The sequence below is a fragment of the Antarctobacter sp. genome (assembly GCF_048262615.1).
Classification (GTDB): domain Bacteria; phylum Pseudomonadota; class Alphaproteobacteria; order Rhodobacterales; family Rhodobacteraceae; genus Antarctobacter.
Map to the genome: position 1 here is coordinate 19246 of NZ_JBLXFB010000007.1, position 26475 is coordinate 45720.

At 64.8% G+C, this 26475-nt stretch carries 20 protein-coding genes; 10 read left to right on the forward strand and 10 right to left on the reverse strand.

Annotated elements, in window-relative coordinates; genetic code table 11:
* Positions 1 to 136: 136 nt before the first annotated feature.
* The 3 genes from der to ACN0S5_RS09530 all read right to left on the reverse strand — a co-directional run bounded on the left by der (position 137) and on the right by ACN0S5_RS09530 (position 3904).
* Positions 137 to 1609: a ribosome biogenesis GTPase Der gene (gene der, locus ACN0S5_RS09520; RefSeq protein WP_417207952.1), complete on the reverse strand. Its 1473-nt coding sequence runs from the start codon at positions 1607 to 1609 to the stop codon at positions 137 to 139.
* A gap of 241 nt (positions 1610 to 1850) precedes the next feature.
* Positions 1851 to 3182 carry a PQQ-binding-like beta-propeller repeat protein gene (locus ACN0S5_RS09525; RefSeq protein WP_417207953.1) on the reverse strand — a complete coding sequence of 444 codons (1332 nt, stop codon included), beginning with the start codon at positions 3180 to 3182 and terminating at the stop codon, positions 1851 to 1853.
* A 65-nt stretch (positions 3183 to 3247) separates the two neighbouring features.
* Entirely contained in the window at positions 3248 to 3904 is a 657-nt protein-coding gene (locus ACN0S5_RS09530) for a hypothetical protein (RefSeq protein WP_417207954.1), read from the reverse strand.
* Positions 3905 to 4274: 370 nt separating this feature from the next.
* On the opposite strand from ACN0S5_RS09530, the gene ACN0S5_RS09535 reads away from it, so the two are divergent.
* Both ACN0S5_RS09535 and ACN0S5_RS09540 read left to right on the forward strand, forming a co-directional pair.
* Positions 4275 to 6983: an efflux RND transporter periplasmic adaptor subunit gene (locus ACN0S5_RS09535; protein WP_417207955.1), complete on the forward strand. Its 2709-nt coding sequence runs from the start codon at positions 4275 to 4277 to the stop codon at positions 6981 to 6983.
* Entirely contained in the window at positions 6980 to 10801 is a 3822-nt protein-coding gene (locus ACN0S5_RS09540) for an efflux RND transporter permease subunit (protein ID WP_417207956.1), read from the forward strand. The genes ACN0S5_RS09535 and ACN0S5_RS09540 overlap by 4 nt, the downstream gene beginning before the upstream one ends.
* A 13-nt stretch (positions 10802 to 10814) precedes the next feature.
* Here ACN0S5_RS09540 and ACN0S5_RS09545 read toward each other — a convergent pair whose 3' ends face one another.
* Together ACN0S5_RS09545 and ACN0S5_RS09550 are read right to left on the reverse strand one after the other, a co-directional pair.
* Positions 10815 to 11513, reverse strand: a complete 699-nt coding sequence (locus tag ACN0S5_RS09545; RefSeq protein ID WP_417207957.1) for a helix-turn-helix transcriptional regulator — start codon at positions 11511 to 11513, stop codon at positions 10815 to 10817.
* Positions 11513 to 11890, reverse strand: coding sequence for a VOC family protein (locus ACN0S5_RS09550; RefSeq protein WP_417207958.1), 378 nt, complete (start codon positions 11888 to 11890; stop codon positions 11513 to 11515). The genes ACN0S5_RS09545 and ACN0S5_RS09550 overlap by 1 nt, the downstream gene beginning before the upstream one ends.
* A 144-nt stretch (positions 11891 to 12034) precedes the next feature.
* Here ACN0S5_RS09550 and pepN point away from each other — a divergent pair, with 144 nt between their 5' ends.
* From pepN to ACN0S5_RS09570, 4 genes are all read left to right on the forward strand, one after another.
* A complete protein-coding gene (pepN, locus tag ACN0S5_RS09555; protein ID WP_417207959.1) occupies positions 12035 to 14614 on the forward strand; it encodes an aminopeptidase N in 2580 nt (859 codons plus the stop codon).
* A gap of 212 nt (positions 14615 to 14826) precedes the next feature.
* Positions 14827 to 15570, forward strand: a complete 744-nt coding sequence (locus ACN0S5_RS09560) for an SDR family oxidoreductase (RefSeq protein WP_417207960.1) — start codon at positions 14827 to 14829, stop codon at positions 15568 to 15570.
* Positions 15567 to 15995, forward strand: a complete 429-nt coding sequence (locus ACN0S5_RS09565; protein WP_417207961.1) for a hypothetical protein — start codon at positions 15567 to 15569, stop codon at positions 15993 to 15995. The genes ACN0S5_RS09560 and ACN0S5_RS09565 overlap by 4 nt, the downstream gene beginning before the upstream one ends.
* 118 nt (positions 15996 to 16113) lie before the next feature.
* Complete coding sequence (locus tag ACN0S5_RS09570) at positions 16114 to 16977, forward strand: 1-acyl-sn-glycerol-3-phosphate acyltransferase (RefSeq protein WP_417207962.1); 864 nt, start codon at positions 16114 to 16116, stop codon at positions 16975 to 16977.
* A gap of 102 nt (positions 16978 to 17079) precedes the next feature.
* Here ACN0S5_RS09570 and ACN0S5_RS09575 read toward each other — a convergent pair whose 3' ends face one another.
* Positions 17080 to 17856: a transglycosylase SLT domain-containing protein gene (locus ACN0S5_RS09575; protein ID WP_417207963.1), complete on the reverse strand. Its 777-nt coding sequence runs from the start codon at positions 17854 to 17856 to the stop codon at positions 17080 to 17082.
* Between the two features lie 241 nt (positions 17857 to 18097).
* Between ACN0S5_RS09575 and ACN0S5_RS09580 the strand changes: the two genes are divergently transcribed.
* Complete coding sequence (locus ACN0S5_RS09580; protein WP_417207964.1) at positions 18098 to 19357, forward strand: hypothetical protein; 1260 nt, start codon at positions 18098 to 18100, stop codon at positions 19355 to 19357.
* A 79-nt stretch (positions 19358 to 19436) separates the two neighbouring features.
* Positions 19437 to 20951, forward strand: a complete 1515-nt coding sequence (gene gatB, locus ACN0S5_RS09585; RefSeq protein ID WP_417207965.1) for an Asp-tRNA(Asn)/Glu-tRNA(Gln) amidotransferase subunit GatB — start codon at positions 19437 to 19439, stop codon at positions 20949 to 20951.
* A 72-nt stretch (positions 20952 to 21023) separates the two neighbouring features.
* Here the strand turns inward: gatB and ACN0S5_RS09590 are convergent, their stop codons facing one another.
* Together ACN0S5_RS09590 and ACN0S5_RS09595 are read right to left on the reverse strand one after the other, a co-directional pair.
* Entirely contained in the window at positions 21024 to 21659 is a 636-nt protein-coding gene (locus ACN0S5_RS09590) for a hypothetical protein (RefSeq protein ID WP_417207966.1), read from the reverse strand.
* Between the two features lie 468 nt (positions 21660 to 22127).
* On the reverse strand, positions 22128 to 22385 hold the full coding sequence (locus ACN0S5_RS09595) for a BolA family protein (RefSeq protein WP_417207967.1): 258 nt from the start codon (positions 22383 to 22385) through the stop codon (positions 22128 to 22130).
* Between the two features lie 73 nt (positions 22386 to 22458).
* Here ACN0S5_RS09595 and ACN0S5_RS09600 point away from each other — a divergent pair, with 73 nt between their 5' ends.
* A complete protein-coding gene (locus tag ACN0S5_RS09600) occupies positions 22459 to 23085 on the forward strand; it encodes a DnaJ domain-containing protein (RefSeq protein WP_323769869.1) in 627 nt (208 codons plus the stop codon).
* Between the two features lie 599 nt (positions 23086 to 23684).
* Here ACN0S5_RS09600 and msrB read toward each other — a convergent pair.
* Positions 23685 to 24149 (reverse strand): peptide-methionine (R)-S-oxide reductase MsrB, encoded by a 465-nt coding sequence (gene msrB, locus ACN0S5_RS09605; RefSeq protein WP_417207968.1) that lies wholly within the window; start codon positions 24147 to 24149, stop codon positions 23685 to 23687.
* A 115-nt stretch (positions 24150 to 24264) separates the two neighbouring features.
* Complete coding sequence (locus ACN0S5_RS09610) at positions 24265 to 24831, reverse strand: fasciclin domain-containing protein (protein WP_417207969.1); 567 nt, start codon at positions 24829 to 24831, stop codon at positions 24265 to 24267.
* A 239-nt stretch (positions 24832 to 25070) separates the two neighbouring features.
* On the opposite strand from ACN0S5_RS09610, the gene ACN0S5_RS09615 reads away from it, so the two are divergent.
* Positions 25071 to 26444 (forward strand): L-serine ammonia-lyase, encoded by a 1374-nt coding sequence (locus tag ACN0S5_RS09615; RefSeq protein ID WP_417207970.1) that lies wholly within the window; start codon positions 25071 to 25073, stop codon positions 26442 to 26444.
* Positions 26445 to 26475: the final 31 nt, after the last annotated feature.

Genomic DNA, 26475 nt, shown 5'->3' on the forward strand with positions numbered 1-26475 from the left:
AGCTGCGCAACGGTCCAGTCTCCGGCTCCCCCGCGCTGGTCCCCAATCGTTAACAGAGTGTCAAAACGCCTCTGTAAGCTATTGATTTGTAACAGGCGGCAGGCTGTCCACGCGTGGACAGCCCGATTTTGCACGCTCAGTCCTTCTTCGCCTGCAATTTGCCCAGATGCTTTTTCAAAGCGCCCGCATTGCGCTTTTTGCGGCCCTTGTAGGGGTTCTTGTCCCCCTGCCCGCGCATCATCAGCCGGATCGGCGTGCCCGGCATGTCAAAATCTTCCCGCAAGGCATTCACAAGGTATCTCGAATAGCTCTCGGGCAGCTTGTCGGGATGCGAACACATCACCACAAACCCCGGCGGCCGCGTCTTCGCCTGCGTCATGTAGCGCAGCTTGATCCGGCGGCCCTGCGGCGCGGGGGGCGGATGCCGCTGCACCATCCCCTCCAGCCAGCGGTTCAACTGCGCCGTGGGCACCCGGCGGTTCCAGACCTCATAGGCCTTCATCACCGCCGCCTGCAATTTATCCAACCCCTTGCCCGTCCGCGCCGAGACCGTCACCAGGGGCGCGCCCCGCAACTGCGGCAGCACATGCTCGAACTGCTCGCGCAACCAGCGCAGCTTGTCCTGCTTCTCGTCCTCGATGTCCCACTTGTTGACCGCCACCACCACAGCGCGCCCCTCACGCTCGGCCAGATCGGCGATCTTGAGGTCCTGCGTCTCAAACGGAATCGCCGCGTCCAGCAGCACAACCACCACTTCGGCGAACTTCACCGCGCGGATACCGTCGGAGACCGACAGCTTCTCCAGCTTTTCCTGCACCTTCGCCCGACGCCGCATCCCGGCGGTGTCAAAGATCCGCACCGGCACGCCGCTCCACGCCATCTGGACGGAAATCGCATCGCGGGTGATCCCCGCCTCCGGCCCGGTCAGCAGCCGGTCCTCACCAAGCAGCGCGTTGACCAGCGTCGACTTGCCCGCGTTGGGCCGACCCACGACGGCAATCTGCAACGGCTTGTCAGCGGTCGGCTTGCGCAGCTCGGTCTCGCCCGCCTCGGCCTCTTCCTCACTCAGCGTGACCTCGACCTCGGGCGCTTCCTCTTGGGCGCGTTCCTCATAGGCGTCCGCCAGCGGCACCAGCATGGAATACAGGTCATGCATCCCCTCGCCATGTTCAGCAGACAACCGGACAGGCTCGCCCAGACCCAATGCATAGGCCTCGATCACCCCCGCATCCGCCGCCGCACCCTCGGCCTTGTTGGCGGCAAGGATCACGTGCTTCGCCCGCTTGCGCAGGATCTCGGCAAACACCTGATCATCGGGAAGGATACCGGCCCGCGCGTCGATCATGAAAAGACAGACATCCGCCGCCTCCACCGCACGCTCTGTCAGCCGCCGCATCCGCGCGGGCAACGAATCGTCGGTCTCATTCTCCAACCCGGCGGTGTCGATCACGGTGAACCGCAAATCCACCAGCCGCGCCTCCCCCTCGCGCAGGTCGCGGGTCACGCCGGGCTGGTCATCCACCAGCGCAAGACGCCGCCCCACGAGACGGTTGAACAGGGTCGACTTGCCCACATTGGGGCGGCCGACGATGGCAAGAGAGAAGGACATGGAGCGGCTCCGAAGATCAAGAGCGCGCCATAACGCATTTTCCACCCCAGTGAAAGAGGCCCTCTGTCCGCCCATCAGCGCGCGCCATGCTTCTTCTCTGGTCAAATACCACCGGGGGAGTCGCCCTTGGCGACGGGGGCAGCGCCCCCTGCCCGAGACCAAGGCCGCAAGGCCGCCGGTCGAGACACCAAGCGCGCGCCGCAGGCGCGCCCCTTTGGATCACAGGCGTGAGGCTGGCGGATCACCGAAAGGCGTGCAGCACACCCTTGCGCGAGACGACATAGAGCACGCCGCCCGCCACCACGGGGCGCGTGGTGGCGCCGCCGGGAATGACGATCTCCTGTAGCAACGCACCGTCCGCCGGATTGAAGGCGCGGATCTTGCCGTCGGTGCTGGCCACGATCAGCCGCCCGCCCGCAAGCACCGGCCCGTGGTTGGCAAAAGACCCGTCGCGGCGGCGGTTCGGGTTGCGCTTGGGCTCATAGCCCGGCAGATCGCGCTTCCAGATCTCCTGCCCGGTGTCGCTGTCCAGCCGGACCAGCTCATTCAGGTCGGTGACAAAGAACACCGAATCGCCCGCCGGCCACATCGGTCCAAGCGCGCCGTATTTGGCGGTCCACAGACGTTCGCCGTTATAGACCGACATCGCGACAGAGCGCCCGGCGTGGTTGCCGGCATAGATCCGGTCACCGGAGATCACCGGATCGCCGGTCACATCGTTGATGCCCGCAATGGTGAACCCGTTCCGTCGGCCCAGCAGCTCGGCGTTCCAGACCCGCAGCCCCCCCTGCCGGAAGGCCCCCGACACCGCCCCGGACCCAAAGGCAAAGATCACGTATTTGTCGTTGATCGCAGGCGCCGGGGCCCCGGCGATATTGTTGAAGTTCTCGCCATTGTCGAACTGCCAGCGCACCCGGCCGTCACCGGCCTCGATGGCCCATGCGGTGCGGTCGCCCGACACCACGTAAACCAGCCCGTCGCGATAGCTGGGCGCGCCGGTGGCGGTGTTGTTCAGATCCTGTTCCCAGAGCATCTGGCCGCTGGCCGGGTCCAGCGCGGTCAGCTTGCCAAAACCGGAGGAGACAAACAGCTTGCCGTCGCCATAGGCCAGCCCGCCGCCCTGCCCTTCGGGGGCCTTGTCGCGCAGCGGGACCAGCACCTTGCTCCACAGCGCCTGACCGGCGGTCGAGGTCGCGCGCACCTGATGGTTCGCATCCATGGTAAAGACGCGCCCGCCCGCCACGATGGGGTCGGCGTTCAGCCGGGTCTTGCGACCGTCGCCCGCGCCGATCGGCACCGAGAACAGCGGCGACAGCGCCTGTCCCAGCGCCGGGTTGGTGACACGCACATGCGGGGAGACCGGGCTTTGCGCCCAGTCGGCATTGCTCACCGCGGCGGGGGTCGCAAACCCGCGCGCCTGCGGGCCAGCGGTCTCGACCACGTCATCGGCGTAGTCGCCGCTGAGCACGTCGCGCACGTTCAGCCGGTCGCCCGGCAGGATCGGCTCACGCTCGGCGCAACTGGCCAGCGCCAGCGCGGCCAGCGGAAACAGCAGAGAGGTCTTGCGCAGCATCAAAATGCCCCTTTCGTCACCTGCCGGGGTCCGTTCCCCGTCCAGAGACCCGCGCGGTGGCGGGCTCAGTTGGCGGGAGCGTCCCCGCCCAGTGCCACAATCAATTGCGAGGCGCGGCGGCGCAAGCCCTGCGTCGCTTCGCTGTCCTCGGCCAGCGCTTGCAGCCGCGTCAAAGCGGCCTCGCGTTCGCCGGTTTCAATGTCGATCAGCGCCAGTTGTTCTTCGGCCAATAGCCGCAGCGGCTGGCCGGGAACGGCCAGCGCCTCCAGTCCGGCGCGGCGGTCGTCCACCGACAGCACATCCGCGCCACGGGTCAGCGCCTTGTAGCTGGCGATCTGGCGGTAGATCGCCGGAATCTCGGTGTTGGCGGCCACCGCCTGAAGACGGGCCACCGCCTCGGCATTGTTGTCGTCACCGGCCTCTTCGGCGGCTGTCAGCAGCGCCAGAACGGCCTGCCCGCCGGTTGTCGGGGCCTCGATCTCGGCCAGCGCCGCGATCCGCGCGGCGGCATCCTCGCCTTCCAGCGCGGTCAGGATACCGTCGCCAAAGGTCTGCGCCCGCGCCTCCTGCGAGGCGATGCGCCATTCGCGGTAGGCGGTGCCGCCGACGATCAGAAGCACGATCACCACGCCAACCCAGCCCCACTTGCGCAGTGTCGCAAACAAGCGGTCGCGTTTGACCTCTTCTGTCACTTCGTCGATGAAACTGTCAGCGTCGCTCAAGCGGGCCCCCTCCGGTCGGTTTTCCCTCTCTTACATGGCCCGTCGCGCAGTGCCAAGGCGCGATGGAGACCCGGTGTAACCGTCCTTTCGGGCCACACCCGCGCAGGCGAATGTTCGCGCAGGCCAAAAATCTTCGCGAAAACCACATTCAATTGACGAAAAACCGCCGTTTTGCCCTGCAAATGCCGGGGGTGTGCTTGAAGCAGACCATGCGGCACCCTAAACCTAAACCGAACGGTTCAGGTCGGGTCTTGCACGCGGCCACAGGATGCGGCCACAGAATTACGTGGCCCGATTTGGCCGCGAAGAGCGAATTTGACGGGCGCAGGGCCATTTTTCCTGACGCCGGGGGGAAAAGAAAATGCGCATCATGTCGATCCTGACTGCCTGCCTCGTGGCTGCGATGCTTTATGCCGTGGTGCTGGAGCGGGACCGGCTGATCGGGTTCGCCCGCGCCGTCGCTCCGGCGGCGCTGGCCGGAGAGGCCGGGGCGGCGGACATGGCCCCCGAGGCAGACACGCCTCCGCCTGCCGTCACGCCAGAGGCGCAGACAGGTGTGGATGGCGCCCTTCCCGACGGCGCTGTGCGCGTGATGGCGCGCCGTTCGATCGCGCAGGTGGTCGACAGCGCCGTGATCCTGCGCGGTGAGACAGAGGCCGTCCGGCAGGTCGAGGTGCGCGCCGAAACCGCGGGCAAGATCGTGTCCGAACCGCTGCGCAAGGGTGTGCTGGTCGAGGCCGGTCAGTTGCTCTGCGAGATTGACCCCGGCACCCGCAACGTATCGCTGCAAGAAACGCTGGCCCGGTTGGCCGAGGCCAACGCCCGCCTGCCCGAGGCCAAGGCCCGGCTGGCAGAGGCCAAGGCGCAGGTGTCCGCCGCTGCCGCCCGCATCCTTGAGGCAGAGGCCGCCGTCCCTGCCGCCGAGGCGCAACTGGCAGAGGCCCGCGCAGGTGTCCCCGCCGCCGAGGCCCGGCTGATCGAGGCCAAGGCGCGGGTGCCGGAATCCGAGGCCCGTCTGGCCGAGGCCAAGGCCAAGGTGCCCGAGGCGCAGGCGCGGCTCGAAGAGGCGCTGGCCCGCATCCCCGAGGCCGAGGCCCGCATCGTCGAGGCCCAAGCCAAGGTGCCCGAGGCGGAGGCGCGCCTGCAAGAGGCGCTGGCCCGTGTCCCCGAGGCCGAGGCCCGGCTGGCCGAATCAGAGGCCGGTGTGCCCGCCGCCGAGGCCCGGCTGGCAGAGGCCCGCGCGCGCGTCCCCGAATCCGAGGCGCGGCTGGCGGAAGCGCAGGCCAAACTGCCCGAGGCCGAGGCCCGCCTTGATGAGGCGCTGGCCCGCGTCCCCGAGGCCGAAGCCCGGCTGGCAGAGGCCAAGGCCCGTGTCCCCGAGGCCGCCGCCCGTCTGGACGAGGCCCAAAGCCGTGTTCCCGAAGCAGAGGCGCGGCTGGCAGAGGCCAAGGCGCAACTGCCCGCCTCCGAGGCCCGCCTGAAAGAGGCGCTGGCTCAGGTCCCCGCCGCCGAGGCCCGGCTAGCAGAGGCAGAGGCGCAGGTGCCCGCCTCCGAGGCGCGCCTGACAGAGGCCCGCGCCCGCATCAAGGAGGCCGAGATCAACCTGCGCGCCTCAGAGGAACTGGCCCGCGACGGCTTTGCCGCGCAGACCCGTCTGGCCGCATCGCAGGCCGCCTTCGAATCGGCCAAGGCGCAGGAGCAGTCGGCCTTGGCCGGGCTCAAGACAGCCGCCACCGCCATCGAGGCGGCAAAATCGCAACTGGAGGGCGCGCGCGCCGGGGTTGAAGGCGCGCGCGGCGCGGTCCAGACCGCGCTGGCGGCGATCCGCTCTGCCGAAAGCCAGATCAACAACGCCAAGGCCGGGGTGCAATCGGCCAAGACACAGATCGAAAACGCCAAGGCCGGAATTCAGACCGCCGAGACGCAGATCGTGAACGCCCGCGCCGGGGTGCAGGCCGCGCGCAGTCAGGTGCAGACCGCCAAGGCCGGCATCAAGGCCGCCGAAAGCCAGATCCAGAGCGCGCTGGCCGGGGTGAAAGCCGCCACCAGCCAGCTAGAAACCGCCCGCGCCGCCATCCAGTCCGCCAAGAGCCAGATCCGCAATGCCACCGCGGGTGTTCAGACCGCCCGAGGGCAGATCGTCTCGGCCAAGGCGCAGATCCAGTCGGCGCAGACCCAGATCCGCAATGCCGAGGCCGGGGTCAAGACCGCGCGCAGTCAGGTCGAGACCGCCAAGGCCGGAATACAGGCCGCCGAAAGCCAGATCCAGAACGCTCTGGCCGGGATACAGTCCGCCGAAAGCCAATTGCAGGGCGCGCGTGCGGCCGTCTCTTCGGCGTTGTCGGGGATCGAAGGGGCCAAGGCGGCGGTGATTTCCGCCAAGTCGCAACTCGAAGGGGCCGAAGCCGGTGTTCAGTCGGCCAAGACCGGCGAGGAAAGCGCACTGGCGGCGATCCAGTCCGCCGAGGCCGGTGTCGCCGCCGCCCGCAAGGAAATCGAGCGGCTGAAGATCCACGCGCCCTTTGCCGGGCTGCTGGAAACCGACACGGCAGAGCTGGGCGCGCTGATGCAGCCGGGGTCGGCCTGCGCCACGGTCATCCAGATCAACCCGATGAAATTCGTGGGCTACGTCCCCGAAACCACCGTTGCCCGCGTCCTTCCGGGCGCGCAGGCGGGCGCGCGGCTGACCAACGGGCGCACGGTGCAGGGCAAGGTCAGCTTTGTATCGCGCAGCGCCGATCCGACAACCCGCACCTTTGCGGTCGAGTTGTTGGTGGAAAACGGCGACCTGTCGATCCGCGACGGCGAAACCGCCGAAATCGCCATCGAGGCCGAAGGCGCCAAGGCGCATCTGCTGGCGCAATCCACCCTGACCCTGAACGACGAGGGCAAGCTGGGCGTGCGCACGGTGACGGCGGACGACAGCGTGCAGTGGATGGACATCTCGATCCTGCGCGACACCCGCGAAGGCGTCTGGATCACCGGCCTGCCGGATGAGATCAACGTCATCACCGTGGGGCAGGAATACGTCACCAACGGCGTCAGGGTGGTCCCGAGCTACGAGGACATCGTGCAATGACCGGCATCATCGACTGGGCCGCCGAACGCGCCCGAATGATCATCGCCTTCATTATCCTCAGCCTTGTGGCCGGGACCTACGCCTATCTGTCGCTGCCCAAGGAGGGTGAGCCGGACATCGAGATCCCGGCGCTGTTTGTGTCGGTCCCTTTTCCCGGCATTTCCGCCGCCGACTCGGAAAAGCTGCTGATCAAACCGATGGAGACAGAGCTTTCCGACCTCGACGGGCTGAAGGCCATGACCGCCACCGCCGCCGAAGGTTATGCCGGTCTGGCGCTGGAGTTCGAATTCGGCTGGGACAAGACCAAGATCATCGCCGACGTGCGCGACGGCATGAACAACGCCGAGGCGGAATTCCCCGAGGGGGCCGAGAAATACTCGATCAACGAGATCAACTTTTCCGAATTCCCGATCCTGATCGTGAACCTGTCCGGCCCGGTGCCGGAACGCACCCTGACCAAGGTCGCCAAGGACCTTCAGGACCGGGTCGAGGCGCTGGATTCGGTGCTGGAGGCGGGCATCGCGGGCAACCGCGACGAAATGCTGGAGGTGGTGATCGACCCGCTGCGGCTGGAAAGCTACAACGTCACCGCCGATGAGTTGATCCGCGTTGTGCAGAACAACAACCAGTTGATTGCCGCCGGTGAGGTCGAGACGGACAACGGCACTTTCGCCATCAAGATCCCGTCCAGTTTTGACGATGCGCGCGACGTCTATGACCTGCCGGTCAAGGTGAACGGCGACCGCGTGGTGACGCTGGGTGATCTGGCGACGATCAACCTGACCTTTGAGGACCGCAAGGGCACCGCGCGCTTCAACGGCGACCAGACCGTTGCACTGCAAGTGGTCAAGCGCAAAGGCTTCAACATCATCGACACGGTGGCGCAGGTGCAGGCCGTCATCGACGCTGCGCAAGAGAACTGGCCACAGGAACTGCGCGCCGTGCTGGATGTGGGCACCTCCAACGACCAGAGCCGACAAGTCGCCAGCATGGTCAGCCAGTTGGAGGGATCGGTGCTGACCGCCATCGCGCTGGTGATGATCGTGGTGCTGGCCTCATTGGGTCTGCGCCCTGCCCTGCTGGTGGGATTTGCGATCCCGACCTCATTCTTACTGTGTTTCGTGCTGCTGGCGCTGATGGGGGTGACGATCTCGAACATCGTGATGTTCGGTCTGATCCTTGCGGTGGGGATGCTGGTCGACGGGGCCATCGTCGTGGTCGAATACGCCGATAAACGCATTTCCGAGGGCACCGGCCCGATGCACGCCTATGTCGAGGCGGCGCACCGCATGTTCTGGCCGGTGGTCTCGTCGACCGCGACGACGCTGTGCGCCTTTTTGCCGATGCTGTTCTGGCCCGGTGTCGCGGGTGAGTTCATGGGGATGCTGCCGGTCACGCTGATCTTTGTGCTGTCCGCGTCGCTGGTGGTCGCGCTGATCTACCTGCCGGTCATGGGCGGCGTCTCTGGCCGGTTCTCGCGCAACGTCCACCGCGCGGGCAACTGGCTGCGCGGTCGCCTGCACTGGAGCCTGCGGGTCCTGCTGGTGCCGGTGGCGCTGCTGGGGCTGTTTGTCGGCGCGATGATGGTGCTGAACCCGTCCTATCTGGTCCAGACCGAGGCCACCGGCTGGGGCGCGCGGATGCCGGGCGTCGTGGTCTTCACGCTCTTTGCGGTGATCTCTTCGGTGGTGATGGACGCCGCCGAACTGCGCCGCGCGCCGCGGCGCGTGGATGCGCGCAACCGCCGGTCCTTGTTTGGCCATTTCACCAAGTTCATCGCCGGCAATCCGATCATGCCGCTGGTTACGGTGGCTGCGGTGATCTTTCTGGTGGTCAACGTCTTCACCTACTACGGCGAGAACAACAACGGCGTGGATTTCTTTGTCGAGAGTGAGCCGGAACAGGCCATCGTCTACGTCCGCGCGCGCGGCAACCTTGGCCTTGCGGAAAAGGACGCGCTGGTCCGCCGGGCCGAGGAAATCGTGCTGGGCCACCCCGGCATTCTCAACGCCTTTTCCTTTGCCGGTGAAGGCGGGTTGGACAACAACACCGGCGGCGCGATTGCCCCCAAGGACACCATCGGACAGGTCCAGTTCGAAACCATCCCGTGGGAGGGCCGCCCCGCCTATGCCCGCGAAACCGGCGTGCCGCTGGCGCTGCTGGACGGCGACGTGATCCTTGACGATCTGACCCGCAAGCTGGAACGCATCCCCGGCATCGAGATCGAGATTCTGGCGCAGGCCCGTGGTCCGGCCAGCGCCAAACCCGTGCATCTGCGCATCAAGGGCGACGACTGGACCGCCCTGCTGGACGCCGCCGGAACGGTGCGGACAAAGTTTGAGGAAACGCCGGGCCTGACCCTGATCGAGGACACCCGCCCGCTGCCCGGCATCGACTGGCAAATCGACGTCGACGTGGAAAAGGCCGGGCGCTACGGGGCCGACGTGGCCACCGTCGGGGCCATGGTCCAACTGGTGACGCGCGGTCTGGCCATCGGCAGTTACACACCGGGCACGTCGGATGATGAAATCGACATCCGGGTACGCCTGCCCGAAAGCGACCGGCTTTTGTCGACACTGGACAACCTCAAGGTCCGGACCGCCGACGGTCTGGTACCCTTGGTGAACTTCATCACGCGCCAGCCGGTCGCCAAGCTGGCCGAGATCGAGCGCATCGACCAAAAGCGCTATTTCGACGTCAAGGCCGGTGTGCGCGAAAAGCTGATGGAGATCGGCTGGGACGTGACCAGTACCGCGCCGGATGGCACCGAAACCACGGTCTTTGAGCCGCTCCTGACCGGGGTCGAACTGGACCCCGAAACGCAGGACGTGTCGGCGGCGGCATGGGAACACGACTTTGGCCGGTCCTCGGGATTCTACGAATGGCTGCTGGGGCCGAACCACCGCTATTTCAACGACATCCGCTGGCTGACCGACCTGACCCCAGACGAGATCGACGCCCTGCTGGACGAAGAGGGCCACGCGCCGCTAAAGGCGGTGCCCGTCACCGGCCCCGAACGGATCGAGGTGCTGTCCGGCTGGCTGGACACCAGCCCATTGCCCGCCGGCATTGAATGGGAATGGACCGGCGATCAGGAGGATCAGGAGGAATCGCAGGCCTTTTTGCAGTCGGCCTTTGGCGGTGCGCTGTTCTTGATGTTCATCATCCTGCTGGCGCAGTTCAACAGCTTTTACAACGCGGTGCTGGTGCTGTTGGCGGTGATCCTGTCGACCACCGGCGTGCTGATCGGGATGCTGGTCATGGATCAGTATTTCTCTGTCATCATGACCGGTACGGGGATCGTGGCGCTGGCCGGGATCGTGGTGAACAATAACATCGTGCTGATCGACACCTATCAGGATTATTCCCGCTACATGCCAAGGATCGAGGCGATTGTCCGCACCGCGCAGGACCGCCTGCGCCCGGTACTGCTGACCACGATCACCACGATGGCGGGCCTTGCGCCGATGATGCTGGGCCTCAGCCTCGATTTCTTTGGCGGCGGCTATTCCATCGACAGCCCGACGGCGCTGTGGTGGAAAAACCTTGCCACGGCGGTGGTCTTTGGTCTTGGCATCGCGACGGTGCTGACGCTGGTGTTCACGCCCGCGATGCTGGCGATCCGGGTCTGGTTCACCACCTATGTGGAATGGTTCGCCCGCCTGCTGGCACGGCTCAGCTTTGGCCGTGGCAGCCGGGCCGCGCGTGACTGGGCGCTGAACCGCGCCGCCAAACGGGTTCAATCGCCCGAGATCATCTGGGAGGATGAGCCGTTCAACGCGATGGACCTGCCGCCGGATCTGCGCGCGGCAGAATGACCGGCCCCATCCCTCACCGGTTCAGGATCTCCCTGTCCTTGTCCTGCATGCTGGCGTAGAAATCCGCCAGCTTGCGCCCCCGTTCGGGGCGAAAGCGACCGGCCTCCTGCATGTCGGCAATGCGGTCGAGACGGAACATGCGAAAGTCGTCGCGCAATTCGCACCAGCCAACCAGCGTCCAGGCCGGTGCCCAGAACCACAGCCCCAGCGGACGCACGACACGCCGGGTTTCGGCCCCGGCCTCATCGCGATAGGCAAGCTCCAGACGGGTGCTTTGGTCGACCGCCCGTTCGATCCGGTCGATCCGCGCGCGCAGCTGAGGTGCCATGCCAAGCCCTAGGGAATGCACATGAACCGCCCGTGCGCGGGCACGCGCGGCCTCTGGGATGACCGCGTCGATCTTGGCCAATGCCTCTTCGGCGGCCCGCGCCATGGCCGCCCCGCCCCAGGCCTGCACCAGCCGCGCCCCGGCCACCAGCGCGACAATCTCATCGGTGTCGAACATCAGCGGCGGCAGGTCGAACCCCTCTTGCAGGACGTAGCCAAACCCCGCCTCACCGTCGATCGGCACGCCGGTGGACTGAAGGTCGGCAATGTCGCGATAGATGGTCCGTTTGGACACCTCCAACTGTTCGGCCAATGCCGCAGCCGTGGTGCGCCGACCGCCTCTCAGGCTCTGCACGATCTGAAAAAGACGGTCGGCGCGGCGCATCAGCGGGTCTCGAAGAAACCGACGGAATTGCCGTCCAGATCCAGACTGTAGAAAAAACGCCCCGGCGGGATATCGATCACCGGTGAGACAACCGTGCCGCCCGCCTTTTCGACGCGCGCCATGGCCGCCTCAACGGTGCCGGGAATGGCAAGGTGAATGGTCGGCCCGGTGCCGTTCCCGGCGGGTTTCCCCGGATACAGATGCAGGGCGACGCCGGTTTTCGGGTCCTTGGGTCGGAACATCACCACCGGGTTCGGGCCGGTGTTGTCCATTTCCAGCTGTGCGTCGGTGACGGCAGTGTAAAAGGCCATGGATTTCTCCATGTCCGTGACCGGGATTTCGGCCCAGACGGTAAAGTGTTCAGGTGCGTAGGTCATCGTGTCCAACTCCTTGGGTAAGCGATGACAGTCTTTTCGCATACCCCTGCTGACAGCGTTTTGTCAGCAGGATGTCAGGGGGACAGGATTGCAGCCCGCGCGCACCCTGCTACACCTTTGGGCAAGCCCGTATTGGAGAGCCCCATGAAAGACGCCGCCCCCACGACCATCTACCTCAAGGATTACACCCCCTTCGGCTGGCAGGTCAGCGATGTGCACCTGACCTTTCGCCTGGCCCCAAACACCACGCGGGTGGTGTCCAAGATCCATTTCGCGCCAAACCCCGAGGCACCCGCGCAGGATTTCTTTTTGCACGGTGAGCAATTGAAATTGATCCGCGCCGCCATCGACGGGGTCGACGTGACGCCAGACCTGACCGACGAGGGGCTGCGCTGTGCTGTGCCGGACGGGCCGTTCCTGTGGGAATGCGAGGTTGAGATCGCCCCGGCAGAGAACACCGCGCTGGAGGGGCTGTACATGTCCAACGGCATGTATTGCACCCAGTGCGAGGCCGAGGGCTTTCGCAAGATCACCTATTACCCCGACCGCCCTGACGTGATGAGCGTCTTTACCGTGCGGATCGAGGGCGATGTGCCCGTACTTTTGTCGAACGGCAACCCGGTCGGCACCGGCGACGGTTTTGCCGAATGGCATGACCCTTGGCCCAAACCCGCCTATCTGTTTGCGCTGGTCGCGGGTGATCTGGTGAATTTTCCCGACAGTTTCACCACGATGACCGGCCGCAAGGTCGAACTGAACATCTGGGTGCGCCCCGGCGACGAGGGCAAATGCGCCTTTGGCATGGAGGCGCTGAAGACGTCGATGAAATGGGACGAAGACGTTTATGGCCGGGAATACGATCTGGACATCTTCAACATCGTCGCCGTCGATGATTTCAATATGGGCGCGATGGAGAACAAGGGGCTGAACGTCTTCAACTCTTCCGCCGTTCTCGCCTCTCCCGAAACCTCGACCGATGCCAATTTCGAACGCATCGAGTCGATCATCGCGCATGAGTATTTCCACAACTGGACCGGCAACCGGATCACCTGCCGTGACTGGTTTCAACTGTGCCTGAAAGAGGGCCTGACCGTGTTCCGCGATCAGCAGTTCACGGCGGATGTGCGCTCTGCCCCCGTTGCCCGGATCGAGAATGTGGCGATGCTGCGCGGGCGCCAGTTCCCCGAGGATCAGGGGCCGCTGGCGCATCCGGTCCGGCCTGAAAGCTTTCAGGAAATCAACAACTTCTACACCGCGACGGTCTACGAAAAAGGTGCCGAGGTGATCGGCATGCTGAAAACACTGGTCGGCGATGAGGCCTATGCCAAGGCGCTGGACCTCTACTTTGACCGCCATGACGGCGACGCGGCGACGATCGAGGACTGGCTGAAGGTGTTCGAGGACACCACAGGCCGCGATCTGGCGCAGTTCAAGCTGTGGTATTCTCAGGCGGGCACGCCCCGCGTCAATGTCACCGAGGATTGGCAACCGGAGGCCCCGGATCAGGTCCGGGGCGGCGGCCGCTATACCCTGACCTTCACCCAATCCTCACCGCCCACTCCGGGGCAGGAGGAGAAAGCACCGCAGGTGATCCCGATGGCGGTCGGTCTGCTGAACCCCAACGGCGACGAGGTGGTGCCGACCCGCGTGCTGGAGATCACCGAAGGCACGCAGAGCTTTAGCTTTGACGGGCTGGCCTCGCGGCCCGTGCCCTCGATCAACCGCGGCTTTTCGGCCCCGGTTGTGCTGGAACGGGAGTCGAGCCCCGAAGAACGCGCGTTCCTGCTGGCCCATGACAGCGACCCCTTCAACCGCTGGGAGGCCTCGCGCCTTTTGGCGCGCGAAAGCCTGATCGCGATGATCACCGATAACGCTGGCCCCGATGAGGCCTGGCTGGACGGATTGCAGCGGCTGTTGCGGGACCGCGATCTGGACCCGGCGTTCCGGGCGATGATGATCGGCGTGCCGTCGGATTCGGAACTGGCGCAGGTGCTGTTCGAACGCGGTGTGACGCCCGATCCGGACGCAATCTATGCCGCCAAGGAAACGCTGGCGCAGGTCAGGGCGGAACGCTGGGCCGACCTGCTGCCCTCGCTGGCCGCCGAGGGCACGGTGGACGCCGCCTATCAACCGGACGCCGAACAGTCGGGCAAACGCGCCTTGGGGGCGGCGGTTTTGTACCTGACCACGCGGCTGGATGGCGGCAAGGCGGCGCAGGCGCAGTTTGAAAGCGCCGACAATATGACGCTGCAATTGTCGGCGCTGGCGCAACTGGTGCGCGCAGGCAAGGACGAGGCGGCGCTTGCGGCGTTTGAGGCGCAATGGCGCGGTGATCGTCTGGTCATGGACAAATGGTTTGGCCTGCAAGTCGGCGCGACAACACCTGAAAAGGTGGTGACCCGCGCGGAAACCCTGACCATACACCCGGCTTTCGACTGGAAGAACCCCAACCGGTTCCGCTCGGTTCTGGGGGCGATGGCGATGAACCACGCCGGGTTCCACCGCAAGGACGGTGCCGGGTATCGCCTGCTGACCGACTGGCTGATCAGGCTGGACGATCTGAACCCGCAGACCACGGCGCGCATGTGTTCGACGTTCCAGACCTGGAAACGCTATGACAGCGACCGTCAGGCGCAGATCCGCACCCAGTTGGAACGCCTGCGGGACAAGCCAAAGCTGAGCCGCGACACCGGCGAAATGGTGGCGCGGATTCTGGGCAACTAGACGCCCGGTGATGCCTGTCGGCGGGCGCATCGACTGCGCCCGCCCCGTGCGGCGGGATATGGGCCACGCGCGAGACCCTCGGCCTATACGACAGGAAATCTTGTAGGCTGCCACAAAACCGGGCTAGCCTGCGTCCGAACCGCTTTGGAGGACCACATGCTGCCTGTTATTGCCGCCAATGATCATCCCGCCAACGCACTGGAGACCGGCGCGTGAACGGTGTCCTTATCGTCACCGGTGCCAGCGCGGGCATCGGATCGACGACAGCGCGCATCGCGGCCTTTTCCGGCTGGCAGCGGATCGTGGTGCACTACGGCCATGACCGCGACGGTGCCGAAACCACCGCTTCGATGGTCGAAAGCATGGGCGCGCAGGCCTACATGATTCAGGCGGATGTCGCCAAACCCAAGGCCATTGAAAAGATGTTCGCCAAGGTGCGCGAACTGAAGCCCGGCCCCGTCGGTCTGGTCAACAACGCCGGCATCGTCTCTCCGCATGGCAGCATCGCCGACCTGACGCCAGAGCGGGTGCGGCGGGTGTTCGAGGTCAATGTTTTCGGCGCGATCGAAGTGGCGCGGCAGTCCGTCGCCCTGATGCGGGACTGGGGCCATGGCGGCGCCATCGTCAATATCTCGTCCATGGCGGCGCGCCTGGGATCTGCCAATCAATATGTCGACTACGCCGCCACCAAGGGGGCCATCGACACCTTCACCCTTGGCCTTGCGGATGAGCTGGCACCAGAGGGCATCCGCGTGAACGCCATCCGCCCCGGCCTGATCGAGACCGGCATCCACGCCAAGGGCGGACAGCCGGACCGACTGGAACGGCTGGCCCCGACCACACCCATGGGTCGGGCGGGCACGGCAGAGGAATGCGCCGAGTCGATCCTCTGGCTGCTGTCGGAACGCGCTTCTTATGTCACCCGCTCCATCCTCGACGTGTCGGGGGGCCGGTGACACCGCTGGAACATGCGTGGTCGGGCCGGAGCCTGCGCGCGTTCCTGATTTTGATGTTGGTCTGGCTGGCGCTGCTGACGCTGTGGTTTGTGTTGCAGGCCTCTGTCTGGGTGGTCGGTGCCCTGATGCTGGTCACCGTTCCGGCGCTGCTGGATTTCGCCACCGGGCGGCGCGCATGGCTGCGGCTGGACGACAAGGTCCTGCGCTGGGGGTCGGGCAAGGCCGAGGGCGATGTTGCGCTCGCCCGCATCGATCATGTCCGGCTGGAGACGCGGCTGGATTTTTCGATCCGGGCGCGGCTGATGCTTGAAGACGGCCGCCGGATCACTCTTCCGCAGGACAGCCTGCCGCCTCATCCGCTTTTGCAAGACGCGCTTGAGGCGCGGGGCATCAAGACCCAGCGCCACCACTTTGTGGTGTTTTGAGCGGGCTTCGTCGCCTACGGCACAGCCGACGTGCAACCGTGCCGAAGCTGGTATAAGCTGGACAGGTGACGGCGGGTCTGTCATGGAACATCCAAGTTGAAATGACCGGGCCTAAGCCATGACCGACCGTTTGGAACCGCTGATCGAAGAACGCGCACCCTGGCTTTTCTCTTCACGCCCTGGCGTCCGCACGGCCCGCAAGATCCTGAACTGGCTGCTGGATTACGAGAAATCAAGCTATCACTTCGGCGCTGTGGGCGACCTCACCGCCGACGAGGTCATGCAGTATGCCGCGCGCATCATCGCCAAGGACGTCAAGATAACCGGGTTGAAGAACCTGCCGCGCAGCGGTCCGGCCCTGATCGTCGCCAACCATCCGACAGGTATTTCGGACGGGGTGATCGTGCACCACACGCTGCGGCAGGTGCGGCAGGACATCTACTATTTTGCCAACCTCGATATCATTCGCGTGTTGCCGCAATACGAAGAAATCGTGGCCCCGGTGGAGTGGCGCGTGGACCGCCGCACCCGTGCCAAGACGCGCGAAACGATGAATTTCACCCGTCAGGCGGTCAAAGACGGCAAGATCGGGGTGATCTTTCCCTCGGGACGTCTGGCCAAGCGGCGCGGCCTTTCGCTGCATGAACGCCCCTGGATGGCCTCTGCCGCGATGATCGCACGCAAGTTCGAACTGCCGGTCATCCCGATGCACATCCAAGCGCGCAATTCGACACTGTTTTACCTGTTCGATTTCCTGCATCCGACGCTGCGCGATATCACCTTGTTCAATGAATTGCTGAACAAGGAAAAACAGCCCTTCCGCGTGACCATCGGTGAGCCGATTTCGCCCTCCGCCCTTCCCGCGAAATCCGAGGACGGCATCGAGATGCTGCGCCGGGCGACGCTGGCCTTGGGCGGCCCCAAAGCGCCCGCAGTTTCCTTGGTGGACGCCACGCGGCGGCCTAGCTGGTTAAAAGCCTGAGACCGCGTCCCGATCGCCGCCGTTGACGCATAAAGCACGCCTCAGGCGTGCTTTTTCGCTCTGCCCTGTCATCAAGGAACAGCTCAGGTGACGTCGGTGGGCTCAGCCCTCTGTAGACAGAATTTCCAGCGGCATGGGCAACGGTGCGCTGTCTTTCCGGGGTCCGATCCCCGAGGGGCGCGCCACCGGGCGCAACGACCGGGCAAGGCCGGTGCAATAGTCCTGCGACCGGGTCCACGACATGATGTCCTCGCGCTTGCGCCGCGAATGGAACGGCCCCCAGTCCGCCGCAACCCCCCGCATCCCGCGGCTGATCACCTTGTCGCGCGGGACCGTCACCGCCATGATCCGCAGCGCGCAGGACAGGTTGTCCTCCGGGTCTTTCAGCGCGCCACCGCTTTTTGCCCGGCACCGGTAGAACTTTGCCGTCGGCGGATAGATCTGCACCAGCCCGTACCAGCGCCCGCCGCCGCCCACGGCCCAAGGCCGATGCGTGCTTTCGTGCCAGGCCAGCGCCGAGACCAGACCGACCCAGAACGCCTCACGCTGTGCCCGCCCGGCGCTGGGATAGGCGGGGCAGTATTTCGCGATGTCCTTGGGCACAAGATCGGGCAGCACATTGGCGTGGGTGCGCAGCGCTTGCAGGATGGCGACGCTCCAGCTGCGGCTGCCGTCGATGTTGTCCCAACGCGCGTCGGGCACGGTCATGCGTTTGCGGGCCACCGGGCGCGGAGAGACCGGCACCGCCAGACTTGAGATCTGCTCCGGAGCGGGCACAACCGGTTTGTGCAGGGCCACCGCAGCCGCGGGATCGGGGTTGGCGAAGGCCGCAACAGCGAACAGCCCAAGGCCGCAGACAAAGGCGAATAGCGTTTTCATGGCGTTGGACTGTCCTCGACTGGCGGGAATGATGCAAGCGGCCCTGCCGCCGCAGGCGCAAGACCCGTCTCAGCCACGGCAAAAAGCCGCCCGCGCAACCAATGCTGGCGGAGGATTGTGCACAAAGCCGCAACATCTTGTCAGCGGTCTTTCACCAAAGTCTGGCAATCGCCGGAAGAAGGTCCGCGCAATTCCCGGAAGCCGCCGGATTTTGGCCTCGAATCACGGTCAAATTACCCGGATGATTATCCGCACCCTCCTTCCCACGGCCCGCTCTTTGGCCGCCCGCCTGACCGCCCGAAAACCGGGCCCGCTATGGGCCGGGGCCTCTGTTGGCGGGGCGCAGCGTCACGACAGCGCCATTGATCCGATGCGACCACGGGTCGAAATCCCGGTGTGCGAGCTGGACCCGGCGTCCAAGGACGCGGCACGGTTGCGCGCACGCGGACAGTTCCTTGCCCGGCAGGACGACTGGGAGCAATTGGCGGCAGAAATCCGTTCCGCCGATGCCAGCCGCGCCCTGACCGCCGGGCTGCAATCGCAGGCCGTTCTGATGTGCGAGGGCGCGCGGCAGGACATCACCGAAGCCATTGCCGAAGGCGTGGAACGCGGCGATCCGCTTTCTGTTCAGGCCGCGGTGGCGTCGCTGGAGCCGTTGCTTGCCGAGATGCCGGGCTGCCCGGTCATCGCCTATATCGTTGCCATGGCGCATGTGGACGCGGCGCGGGCGTGGAAGGGCACCGCCCTGACCGGCGATCTCCCCCCCCAACGGCATGAGGCCTACGCCCGCCACATGGCCGCCGCCGCCCGGCTGAACGACCTGTTTGACCCGTTCGAACACGAGACCCCGCTATGGGCGATGGTGCGCTGCGCCGTGCTGGAGGTCGACCCGCAGCCGCACGCCCGCGTCGCGGACGATTTTGAGGATCTGATCGACCTCGATCCCGGCAACCCGCATCATCTGGTGCAGTTTGGCTGGGCCTTGCGACCGATCCGGTTCGGCAGTTGGGAGATGCTGGACGCGCAGGCCCGCCGCACCGCGTTGCGCACCGCCGATGTCTGGGGCGTGGGCGGGTATACATGGGTCTACCTTGGTGCCCTTGCCGAGGACCAGGGCGCTTTTCGCCGTCTCGACGCAGACCTCTTTGTCGAGGGGTTGCACGACATCCTTGCCCGGCACCCCTCGCAGGCAACGGTCAACCGCATGGCCGCGCTGATGGCTTACCGGGTTGACGGACAGGCCGACGTCGGTGGTGCGCGGCAGCGCATCGCCAATTGCTTTGGCTGGGTCGTGCAGGATTACCTGCGCGAATTGCACCCGCTGATCTGGGCGGAATCCCCGGCGCGCCCCAACACGTCCTGCAACGACACCGTCGACGTGGCGCGGCTGGGCCAGACCCGTGCGCTTGCCACGCTGTCAGAGTTCTTTGCCCCGGCGCTGGACGCTGGTCGGCGGCTGGTCTTTGCCCCGGACGGGATGCGCATGGTCAAGGGCGGCTGACGCGCGCCCCTTGCCCCCTGCCCGCGCCTGATCTAGACCGCTTCGCAATCTCTCCTTTTGCCGCATGAGGACCCCCGCGATGCTGGATCTGACCTATGAAGCGCCCAAACCCAAGGTGATCGCCGGGGCCAAGCATGACTGGGAACTGGTCATCGGCATGGAGGTGCACGCGCAGGTGGCCAGTCAGGCCAAGCTGTTCTCCGGTGCCTCGACAAAATTCGGCGCCGAGCCGAACTCCAACGTGTCCTTCGTCGATGCGGCGATGCCGGGGATGCTGCCGGTCATCAACGAATACTGCATCGAACAGGCGGTGCGCACGGGCCTTGGCCTGAAGGCGCAGATCAACCTTGTCAGCGCCTTCGACCGCAAGAATTATTTCTATCCCGATCTGCCGCAGGGCTATCAGATTTCCCAGCTGTATCATCCGCTTGTGGGTGAGGGTGAGGTCATTGTGGACATGGAGCCGGGGATTGCCCGGCTGGTGCGGATCGAACGCATCCACGTCGAACAGGACGCGGGCAAATCGATTCACGACATGGACCCGAACATGTCCTTTGTCGACCTGAACCGCACCGGTGTGGCGCTGATGGAGATTGTCAGCCGCCCCGACATTCGCGGCCCCGAAGAGGCCGCCGCCTATGTCGCCAAGATGCGCCAGATCCTGCGCTATCTGGGCACCTGCGACGGCAACATGCAGAACGGCAACATGCGGGCGGATGTGAACGTCTCGGTCTGTCTGCCCGGCCAGTATGAGAAATATCAGGCGACGCAGGACTTTGGCCATCTCGGCACCCGCTGCGAGATCAAGAACATGAACTCGATGCGCTTTATCCAGCAGGCCATCGACTATGAGGCGCGCCGCCAGATCGCCATTCTGGAAGCGGGCGGCCAGATCGACCAGGAAACCCGCCTGTACGATCCCGACAAGGGGGAAACCCGGTCGATGCGGTCCAAGGAAGAGGCGCATGATTACCGCTACTTCCCCTGCCCCGACCTGCTGCCGCTGGAGATCGAGCAGGGCTGGGTGGATGACATCAAGGCCAGCCTTCCGGAACTGCCGGATGAGAAAAAGGCACGGTTCGTCAAGGACTTTGGCCTGTCGGAATATGACGCCAGCGTGCTGACCGCCGAGGTGGTGAACGCCGCCTATTTCGAAGAGGTGGTGACAGCGGCGGGCGACGGCAAACTGTCGGCCAACTGGGTCATCAATGAGCTGTTCGGTCGTCTGAAAAAGGATGATCGCGACATCTCGGACAGCCCCGTGACCCCCGCTCAACTTGCCGGGATCATCAAGCTGATCAAATCCGACGCCATCAGCGGCAAGATCGCCAAGGACCTGTTCGAGATCGTTTATACCGAAGGCGGCGACCCCGAGCAGATCGTCGAGGATCGCGGCATGAAGCAGGTCACCGACACCGGCGCGATTGAAACGGCGGTAGATGAGATCATTGCCGCCAACCCGGCGCAGGTCGAAAAGGCCCAGCAAAATCCGAAACTTGCAGGCTGGTTTGTGGGTCAGGTGATGAAGGCGACAGGCGGCAAGGCCAACCCCAAGGCGGTGAATGAGATCGTCGCGGCGAAACTGGGTCTGTAACCCGTGTGGCGGGGGCAACCCCGCCTGACGCCGGTGCCCTCCTGCCCCGGATCGGACCATCCGGGCGGGCGATCAGAAGATCTGCATCTTGACGGGAAAGCTCATCAGCGGCGCGTTGGCGTGTTCGCGGTAGTCCACCCGTCCCGCCAAGGCTGTGCCATCCTCGCTGAGAACCAGAAAGCCGCTGGTGCCCGCACGGCTCACCAACGTAAATGAAATCCGGGTGCCGGAGAGCGACAAGGTGCTGGCCATGTTGCCCTCTCCTTCTGGCGTGAGGCTGACAGTGCGCGTCCCCGCGGACTTGGCGAACAGGTTCACGGTCACGACGCCCCCGACCGCCTTCCTGACCGACGGTACATTCGGGGAAATGCTGCCCTCTTCGCTGTAGTCGACCTGCATCGTCAGCACGCTGGCGCGGTCCAGCAAACTCCACAATGCCCGCGAGCGAACGGCCCTGTCCTTGCTTTTCAATCCAGCGTCGATGGCGATATCCACAAGGTCCGGCCTGTCATCAGAAAACTCGGCGAGCCTGTTGTAAAGGGCAAACAACTGATCCGGCGGTGCGTTCCGAATGGTCTCTTCGAGATTATGGAACGACTCGGCCTCCTCTGTCAGACCCAACAGCAATGTTTCAATAACCGTATCTTGGGCCGTGACTGGCTGTCCCAGACACGCAATGGTGGCCAGCCCCCAAAACAGAACCCGCATAACATCCCCCTGTCCGCTGTCATTTGCAATGTCCACCATCGAATCCCGCGAAACCGGGCACCGTCAAGGTCGAAGGCTCTGGCGCTTTGCGAACCGCAGGACCGCTTGCCCCTGTCTCAACCACGTCGAACAGGTTGCGAGATTGAGAGTGCGACCATGCAAGACGGTGGAACACAGGTCAGCAGGCGCAAAAGGCCCCGGATCGGGTCCGGGGCAAGTCGTGCGTTTGGTGAGGTCCGGGCCATGGGTCAGCGGGGCTGCCTCATGCGGGTCAGGAATTCCTGACTGCCCCTACGTCACCAAAATGTGTTAAAAAAGTGTTACCAGCGGCTGATAGCCAAAGCCAGCGTCAGGATTGATCGACGCGACACGCAAAAGATTGAACTTGGGGGGTTTCATCCGTTAGTTCATAGAAAGTCAGGGGCGCGGTCCGCAGGGACCGGCCCCTTTTTTCGCGCCCCGCTGCGCTCAGGTGTCCAGATCCAGCGACAGCGCGTGGATCGCCCCGACAAGGTCAGGACCCAGCGCGCTGTGCACCGCGCGGTGGCGCGCTATGCGCGACTGACCGGCAAATTCCCGCGTGCGCAGAGTGACGTGGAAATGGCTCTCGCCGCTGCCGTCATCGCCCGCATGGCCCGCGTGGCGACCGCTGTCATTGCGCACCTCGATCTGGCGGGCCTCAAATGCGGCCTCAAGTTTTGTCTGTATTTCATCGGCGCGCGACATTTTTCGCAGCCCCCCCTGTAAACTCATCGGCGATAGTCTATGCTCTGGCGTCCGAGTCGAGAAGAGGTGCGATATGAGCAAGGATGATCCCTTCGGTTTCGACATGTCCGTGAAGTCCGCGAAAAAGAAAAACCCGCGTGGACGGAAAGGCATGACCGGCGCGCAGGAGACGTCGACACGGATCTGCGACCATGACGGTTGTCAGGAGCCGGGAAAATTCCGTGCGCCGAAAGCGCCGGACGTGCTGGATGATTTCTTTTGGTTCTGCAAGGATCACGTGCGCGAATACAACGCCAAGTGGAGCTTTTTCGATGGCAAGACCGAGGCGGAGATGAACGCTCAGGAATCGTCGGACAAGGTCTGGGAGCGTAAGACCAAGGACTGGCGCGACCCCGAGGCCAAGGCCTGGGCCCGGTTGGGCATCGAAGATCCGCATCAGGTGCTGGGCAACAACGCCACGCGCAATCCCGGCCGCAGCAAGCCGGGCGGCGGGCGCAAGCTGCCGCCGACCGAACGCCGCGCGGTGGATATCCTTGAGGCCAGCGACGCCATGACCAAGGCCGAGATCCGCAAGATCTACAAATCGCTGATCAAGGTTCTGCACCCGGACATGAACGGCGGCGATCGCAGTCAGGAAGACCAGTTGCAGCAGGTGGTCTGGGCATGGGACCAGATCAAGGACAGCCGCAGCTTCAAATGAGGGTTGTGGCCCGGATTGTCCGGGCCACCCCACAAGGGATCGGGCGGTCGGACAGGGCCACCGGCCAAGGCGTAGCGCCTCGAACAGGCATTTTCAAATCCGACCGCACCGGCAAAACGCGGCCTCTGCCGGATGAAATACAGCGCGCGCGTCCGGTGGCGATGGGCCACATCGGCCATATGAAACCCCGTAGCGCCATGACATTCGTCCAGCCGATTTCAGCGCGGCGGGGGTCTGCGCCGACAGGGACTCCGGCTGCCTTGCCCGCCTCGCCATCGCGCAGAAAACCCTGTCCCGAAGGCCCGCGTGGCATCACGATCCATCCTGCTTCGGCTGCCGAGACTGGTGTCACCGGCCCCTTGTCGGGGACCACGGACACGGGTGCACGTTTTCACGTCAGGGACGGACCCTTGCAGCAAAGGACCGAGCGCCGCCGGAACTTTACGTCAGACGGGAATTATCCTCTGGACTTGCAACCTAAAGATGCATATCGTCTCCGGAGTACTCCCTCCAGACCACCCCCACTCACGGAAACGGACGCGCGACCCATTCAGATCGCGCGTCCGTTTTCACATAGCGCGCCCTAAGGCGCGCACCGATCAGGCGGCGCGGAAGGTCAGGCTGACGCCGTTGATGCAATGCCGCAGTCCGGTCGGTGCCGGACCGTCGTCAAAGATATGCCCAAGGTGCGAGCCACAGCGGCGGCAATGGCATTCGGTCCGGGTGTAGAACAGCTTGCGATCGGCCTTGGTCTCGACCGCGCCGGGCAGCGCCTCGTAGAACGATGGCCAGCCGGTGCCGCTGTCGAATTTTGTTTTCGAAGAATACAGCGGCAGGTCACACCCCTTGCAGTTGAACGTACCGGCGCGTTTCTCGTCATTCAGCGGGGAACTGAAGGCGCGCTCGGTCGCTTCTTTGCGCATCACGCGGTATTCGGCATCGCTGAGCATCGCACGCCATTCGGCGTCTGTCCGCGAGACCTCGAAGTTGCCCCCGGCGGCCAGTGCGGCGCGCGCGAACAAGGGCGTGGCAAGAACGCTGGCAACAAAATCACGACGTTTCATCGGGGATCTCCTCTTTGATCAAAGGATGCGCGCCCCGGCCATCTGGGACAAGCACGGGGCGCGCACAATTGCGCGAGGGGGTCCATGGGGTTGGGGCCTCGCGCAATATCTTAAGTTACTGCTTGGGCAGCAGCACGCGGTCGATGACGTGGATGACGCCGTTGGACTGCTTGACGTCAGCGATGGTGACGGTCGCCTCGCGGCCATTCTCATCGACCAGAACGATGTTATCTCCGTCCATCTTCGCCTGAAGCGTGCAACCGCCCACGGTCGGCACCGGGTGCATGCCGCCGTCATCGGCGATCATTCCGGCAATGGCGTCGGACATCGCGTTGGCGGCCACGACGTGGCAGGTCAGAATGGTGGTCAGCTGCGCCTTGGCGGCGGGCTGCATGAGCGCCGTCAACGTGTCCTCGGAAATCATGCCAAAGGCATCATTCGTCGGGGCGAATACGGTGAAGGGGCCTTCGCCGGACAGCGTGTCCACAAGGCCAGCGGCCGTGACGGCGGCAACCAGCGTTGTGTGGTCGGCGGAGTTCACGGCGTTCTCGACAATGGTCTTGTCGGCGAACATCGGCGCACCACCCACCATCGGGTTGCCGGTGGCGGCATGGCTTTCCGCAAAGGCGGTGCCTGCGGTTGCGGTCAGAGCGATGGCGGCGAGGAATGTAAAGCGTGTCATTGGAAACCTTTCCCGTGTTGGTCGTCGGGGACCGCATCCTGCGATCCCGATGCCCTCAGCCACGAAGGGACCTGAACAAGAGTTTCGCCCGGCCCATCACGAAATGATCACGGAAGCGTGAGCACCCCTCTGCGCAGATGGGCACCTGAGCGCGTCTTTGATACCCGCGATGTCGCTTTCGCATCGGCAGGCGCGACAGTCTGCGCTAAACGTCGAACGAGAACTTCAGGAGCTACGCCATGTTTTTATCGGTCTTCGAGATGTTCAAGGTGGGCATCGGTCCTTCGTCCTCGCACACCATGGGGCCGATGGTGGCGGCAGCGCGCTTTCTCGACCGGCTGCGCGCGGCCCCCTTTGCGGTCCACGGGGTCAAGGCGTCGCTGCATGGCTCTTTGGCGTTTACCGGCGTGGGCCACGCAACGGACCGGGCGACGGTGCTGGGGTTGGCGGGCTTTGTGCCCGACACCTATGACCACGCCAAGGCAGAGGCCGCACTGGCCGTGATCCGCGACACCTGCCGCGTGGCGCCGCCGGGCCTGCCGGAACTGGTGTTCGATCCCAAGTCGGATCTTGTCTTTGAGTTCGGTCCAGCGCTGCCGGGCCATGCCAATGGCATGATCCTCAGGGCCACCGACGCACAGGGCGACGTGATCCTGCAAGAGACCTATTATTCCGTTGGCGGCGGCTTTGTGCTGACAGAGGCCGAACTGGCCGCTGGCAAGGACACCGATCAGGGCGCGCCGGTCCCCTACCCGTTCAAGACCGCCGCCGAAATGCTGGAAATGGCCAAGGCGTCCGGTCACAGCATCGCCGCGATGAAGCGCGCCAATGAGGTGTCGCGCGGCGGTGTCGACAATTTGGACAAGGGGGTGGCGCGGATCTGGCAGGTGATGGACGACTGCATCGACCGGGGCCTGACCTTTGACGGCGTGCTGCCCGGCGGCCTTGGCGTCAAGCGTCGCGCCCGCAACATCCATGATCAGCTGATGGCAGAGCGCGGTATGAACCTTGTCCCGCCGCACACGATCAACGACTGGATGAGCGTTTACGCCATGGCGGTAAACGAGGAAAACGCCGCCGGCGGTCAGGTTGTGACGGCCCCCACCAACGGCGCGGCGGGCGTCGTACCCGCCGTGATCCGCTATTGGCTGGATCACGTGCCCGGCGCGGCCCGGTCCCGCATCCCCGAGTTCCTGCTGACCGCCGCCGCGATTGGCGGGCTGGTGAAATACAACGCCTCCATTTCCGGAGCCGAGGCAGGCTGTCAGGCAGAGGTCGGCAGCGCCTCAGCGATGGCGGCGGCGGGGCTCTGCGCCGTTATGGGCGGCACCCCGGAACAGGTGGAAAACGCCGCCGAGATTGCGCTGGAGCACCACCTCGGCATGACCTGCGACCCGGTCAAGGGGCTGGTGCAGGTGCCCTGCATCGAACGCAACGGGCTGGGCGCGATCAAGGCGGTGTCCGCCGCGTCACTGTCATTGCGGGGTGATGGCACCCATCTGGTGCCGCTGGACGCCTGCATCGAGACCATGCGCCAGACCGGCCACGACATGAGCGAGAAATACAAGGAAACCTCGCTGGGCGGGCTGGCGGTGAACGTGCCGAACTGTTGAGGGGGTCCTGCCCCCGCAACCTGCAAGAAGG

Bases quoted from the DNA above. Each gene is read 5' to 3' on its own strand.
- der (WP_417207952.1), bottom strand. From the start codon at position 1,609: ATGTCCTTCTCTCTTGCCATCGTCGGCCGCCCCAATGTGGGCAAGTCG.
- ACN0S5_RS09525 (WP_417207953.1), bottom strand. From the start codon at position 3,182: ATGCTGCGCAAGACCTCTCTGCTGTTTCCGCTGGCCGCGCTGGCGCTG.
- ACN0S5_RS09535 (WP_417207955.1), top strand. From the start codon at position 4,275: ATGTCGATCCTGACTGCCTGCCTCGTGGCTGCGATGCTTTATGCCGTG.
- ACN0S5_RS09540 (WP_417207956.1), top strand. From the start codon at position 6,980: ATGACCGGCATCATCGACTGGGCCGCCGAACGCGCCCGAATGATCATC.
- ACN0S5_RS09545 (WP_417207957.1), bottom strand. From the start codon at position 11,513: ATGCGCCGCGCCGACCGTCTTTTTCAGATCGTGCAGAGCCTGAGAGGC.
- ACN0S5_RS09550 (WP_417207958.1), bottom strand. From the start codon at position 11,890: ATGACCTACGCACCTGAACACTTTACCGTCTGGGCCGAAATCCCGGTC.
- pepN (WP_417207959.1), top strand. From the start codon at position 12,035: ATGAAAGACGCCGCCCCCACGACCATCTACCTCAAGGATTACACCCCC.
- ACN0S5_RS09570 (WP_417207962.1), top strand. From the start codon at position 16,114: ATGACCGACCGTTTGGAACCGCTGATCGAAGAACGCGCACCCTGGCTT.
- ACN0S5_RS09575 (WP_417207963.1), bottom strand. From the start codon at position 17,856: ATGAAAACGCTATTCGCCTTTGTCTGCGGCCTTGGGCTGTTCGCTGTT.
- ACN0S5_RS09580 (WP_417207964.1), top strand. From the start codon at position 18,098: ATGATTATCCGCACCCTCCTTCCCACGGCCCGCTCTTTGGCCGCCCGC.
- gatB (WP_417207965.1), top strand. From the start codon at position 19,437: ATGCTGGATCTGACCTATGAAGCGCCCAAACCCAAGGTGATCGCCGGG.
- ACN0S5_RS09590 (WP_417207966.1), bottom strand. From the start codon at position 21,659: ATGCGGGTTCTGTTTTGGGGGCTGGCCACCATTGCGTGTCTGGGACAG.
- ACN0S5_RS09595 (WP_417207967.1), bottom strand. From the start codon at position 22,385: ATGTCGCGCGCCGATGAAATACAGACAAAACTTGAGGCCGCATTTGAG.
- ACN0S5_RS09600 (WP_323769869.1), top strand. From the start codon at position 22,459: ATGAGCAAGGATGATCCCTTCGGTTTCGACATGTCCGTGAAGTCCGCG.
- msrB (WP_417207968.1), bottom strand. From the start codon at position 24,149: ATGAAACGTCGTGATTTTGTTGCCAGCGTTCTTGCCACGCCCTTGTTC.
- ACN0S5_RS09610 (WP_417207969.1), bottom strand. From the start codon at position 24,831: ATGACACGCTTTACATTCCTCGCCGCCATCGCTCTGACCGCAACCGCA.
- ACN0S5_RS09615 (WP_417207970.1), top strand. From the start codon at position 25,071: ATGTTTTTATCGGTCTTCGAGATGTTCAAGGTGGGCATCGGTCCTTCG.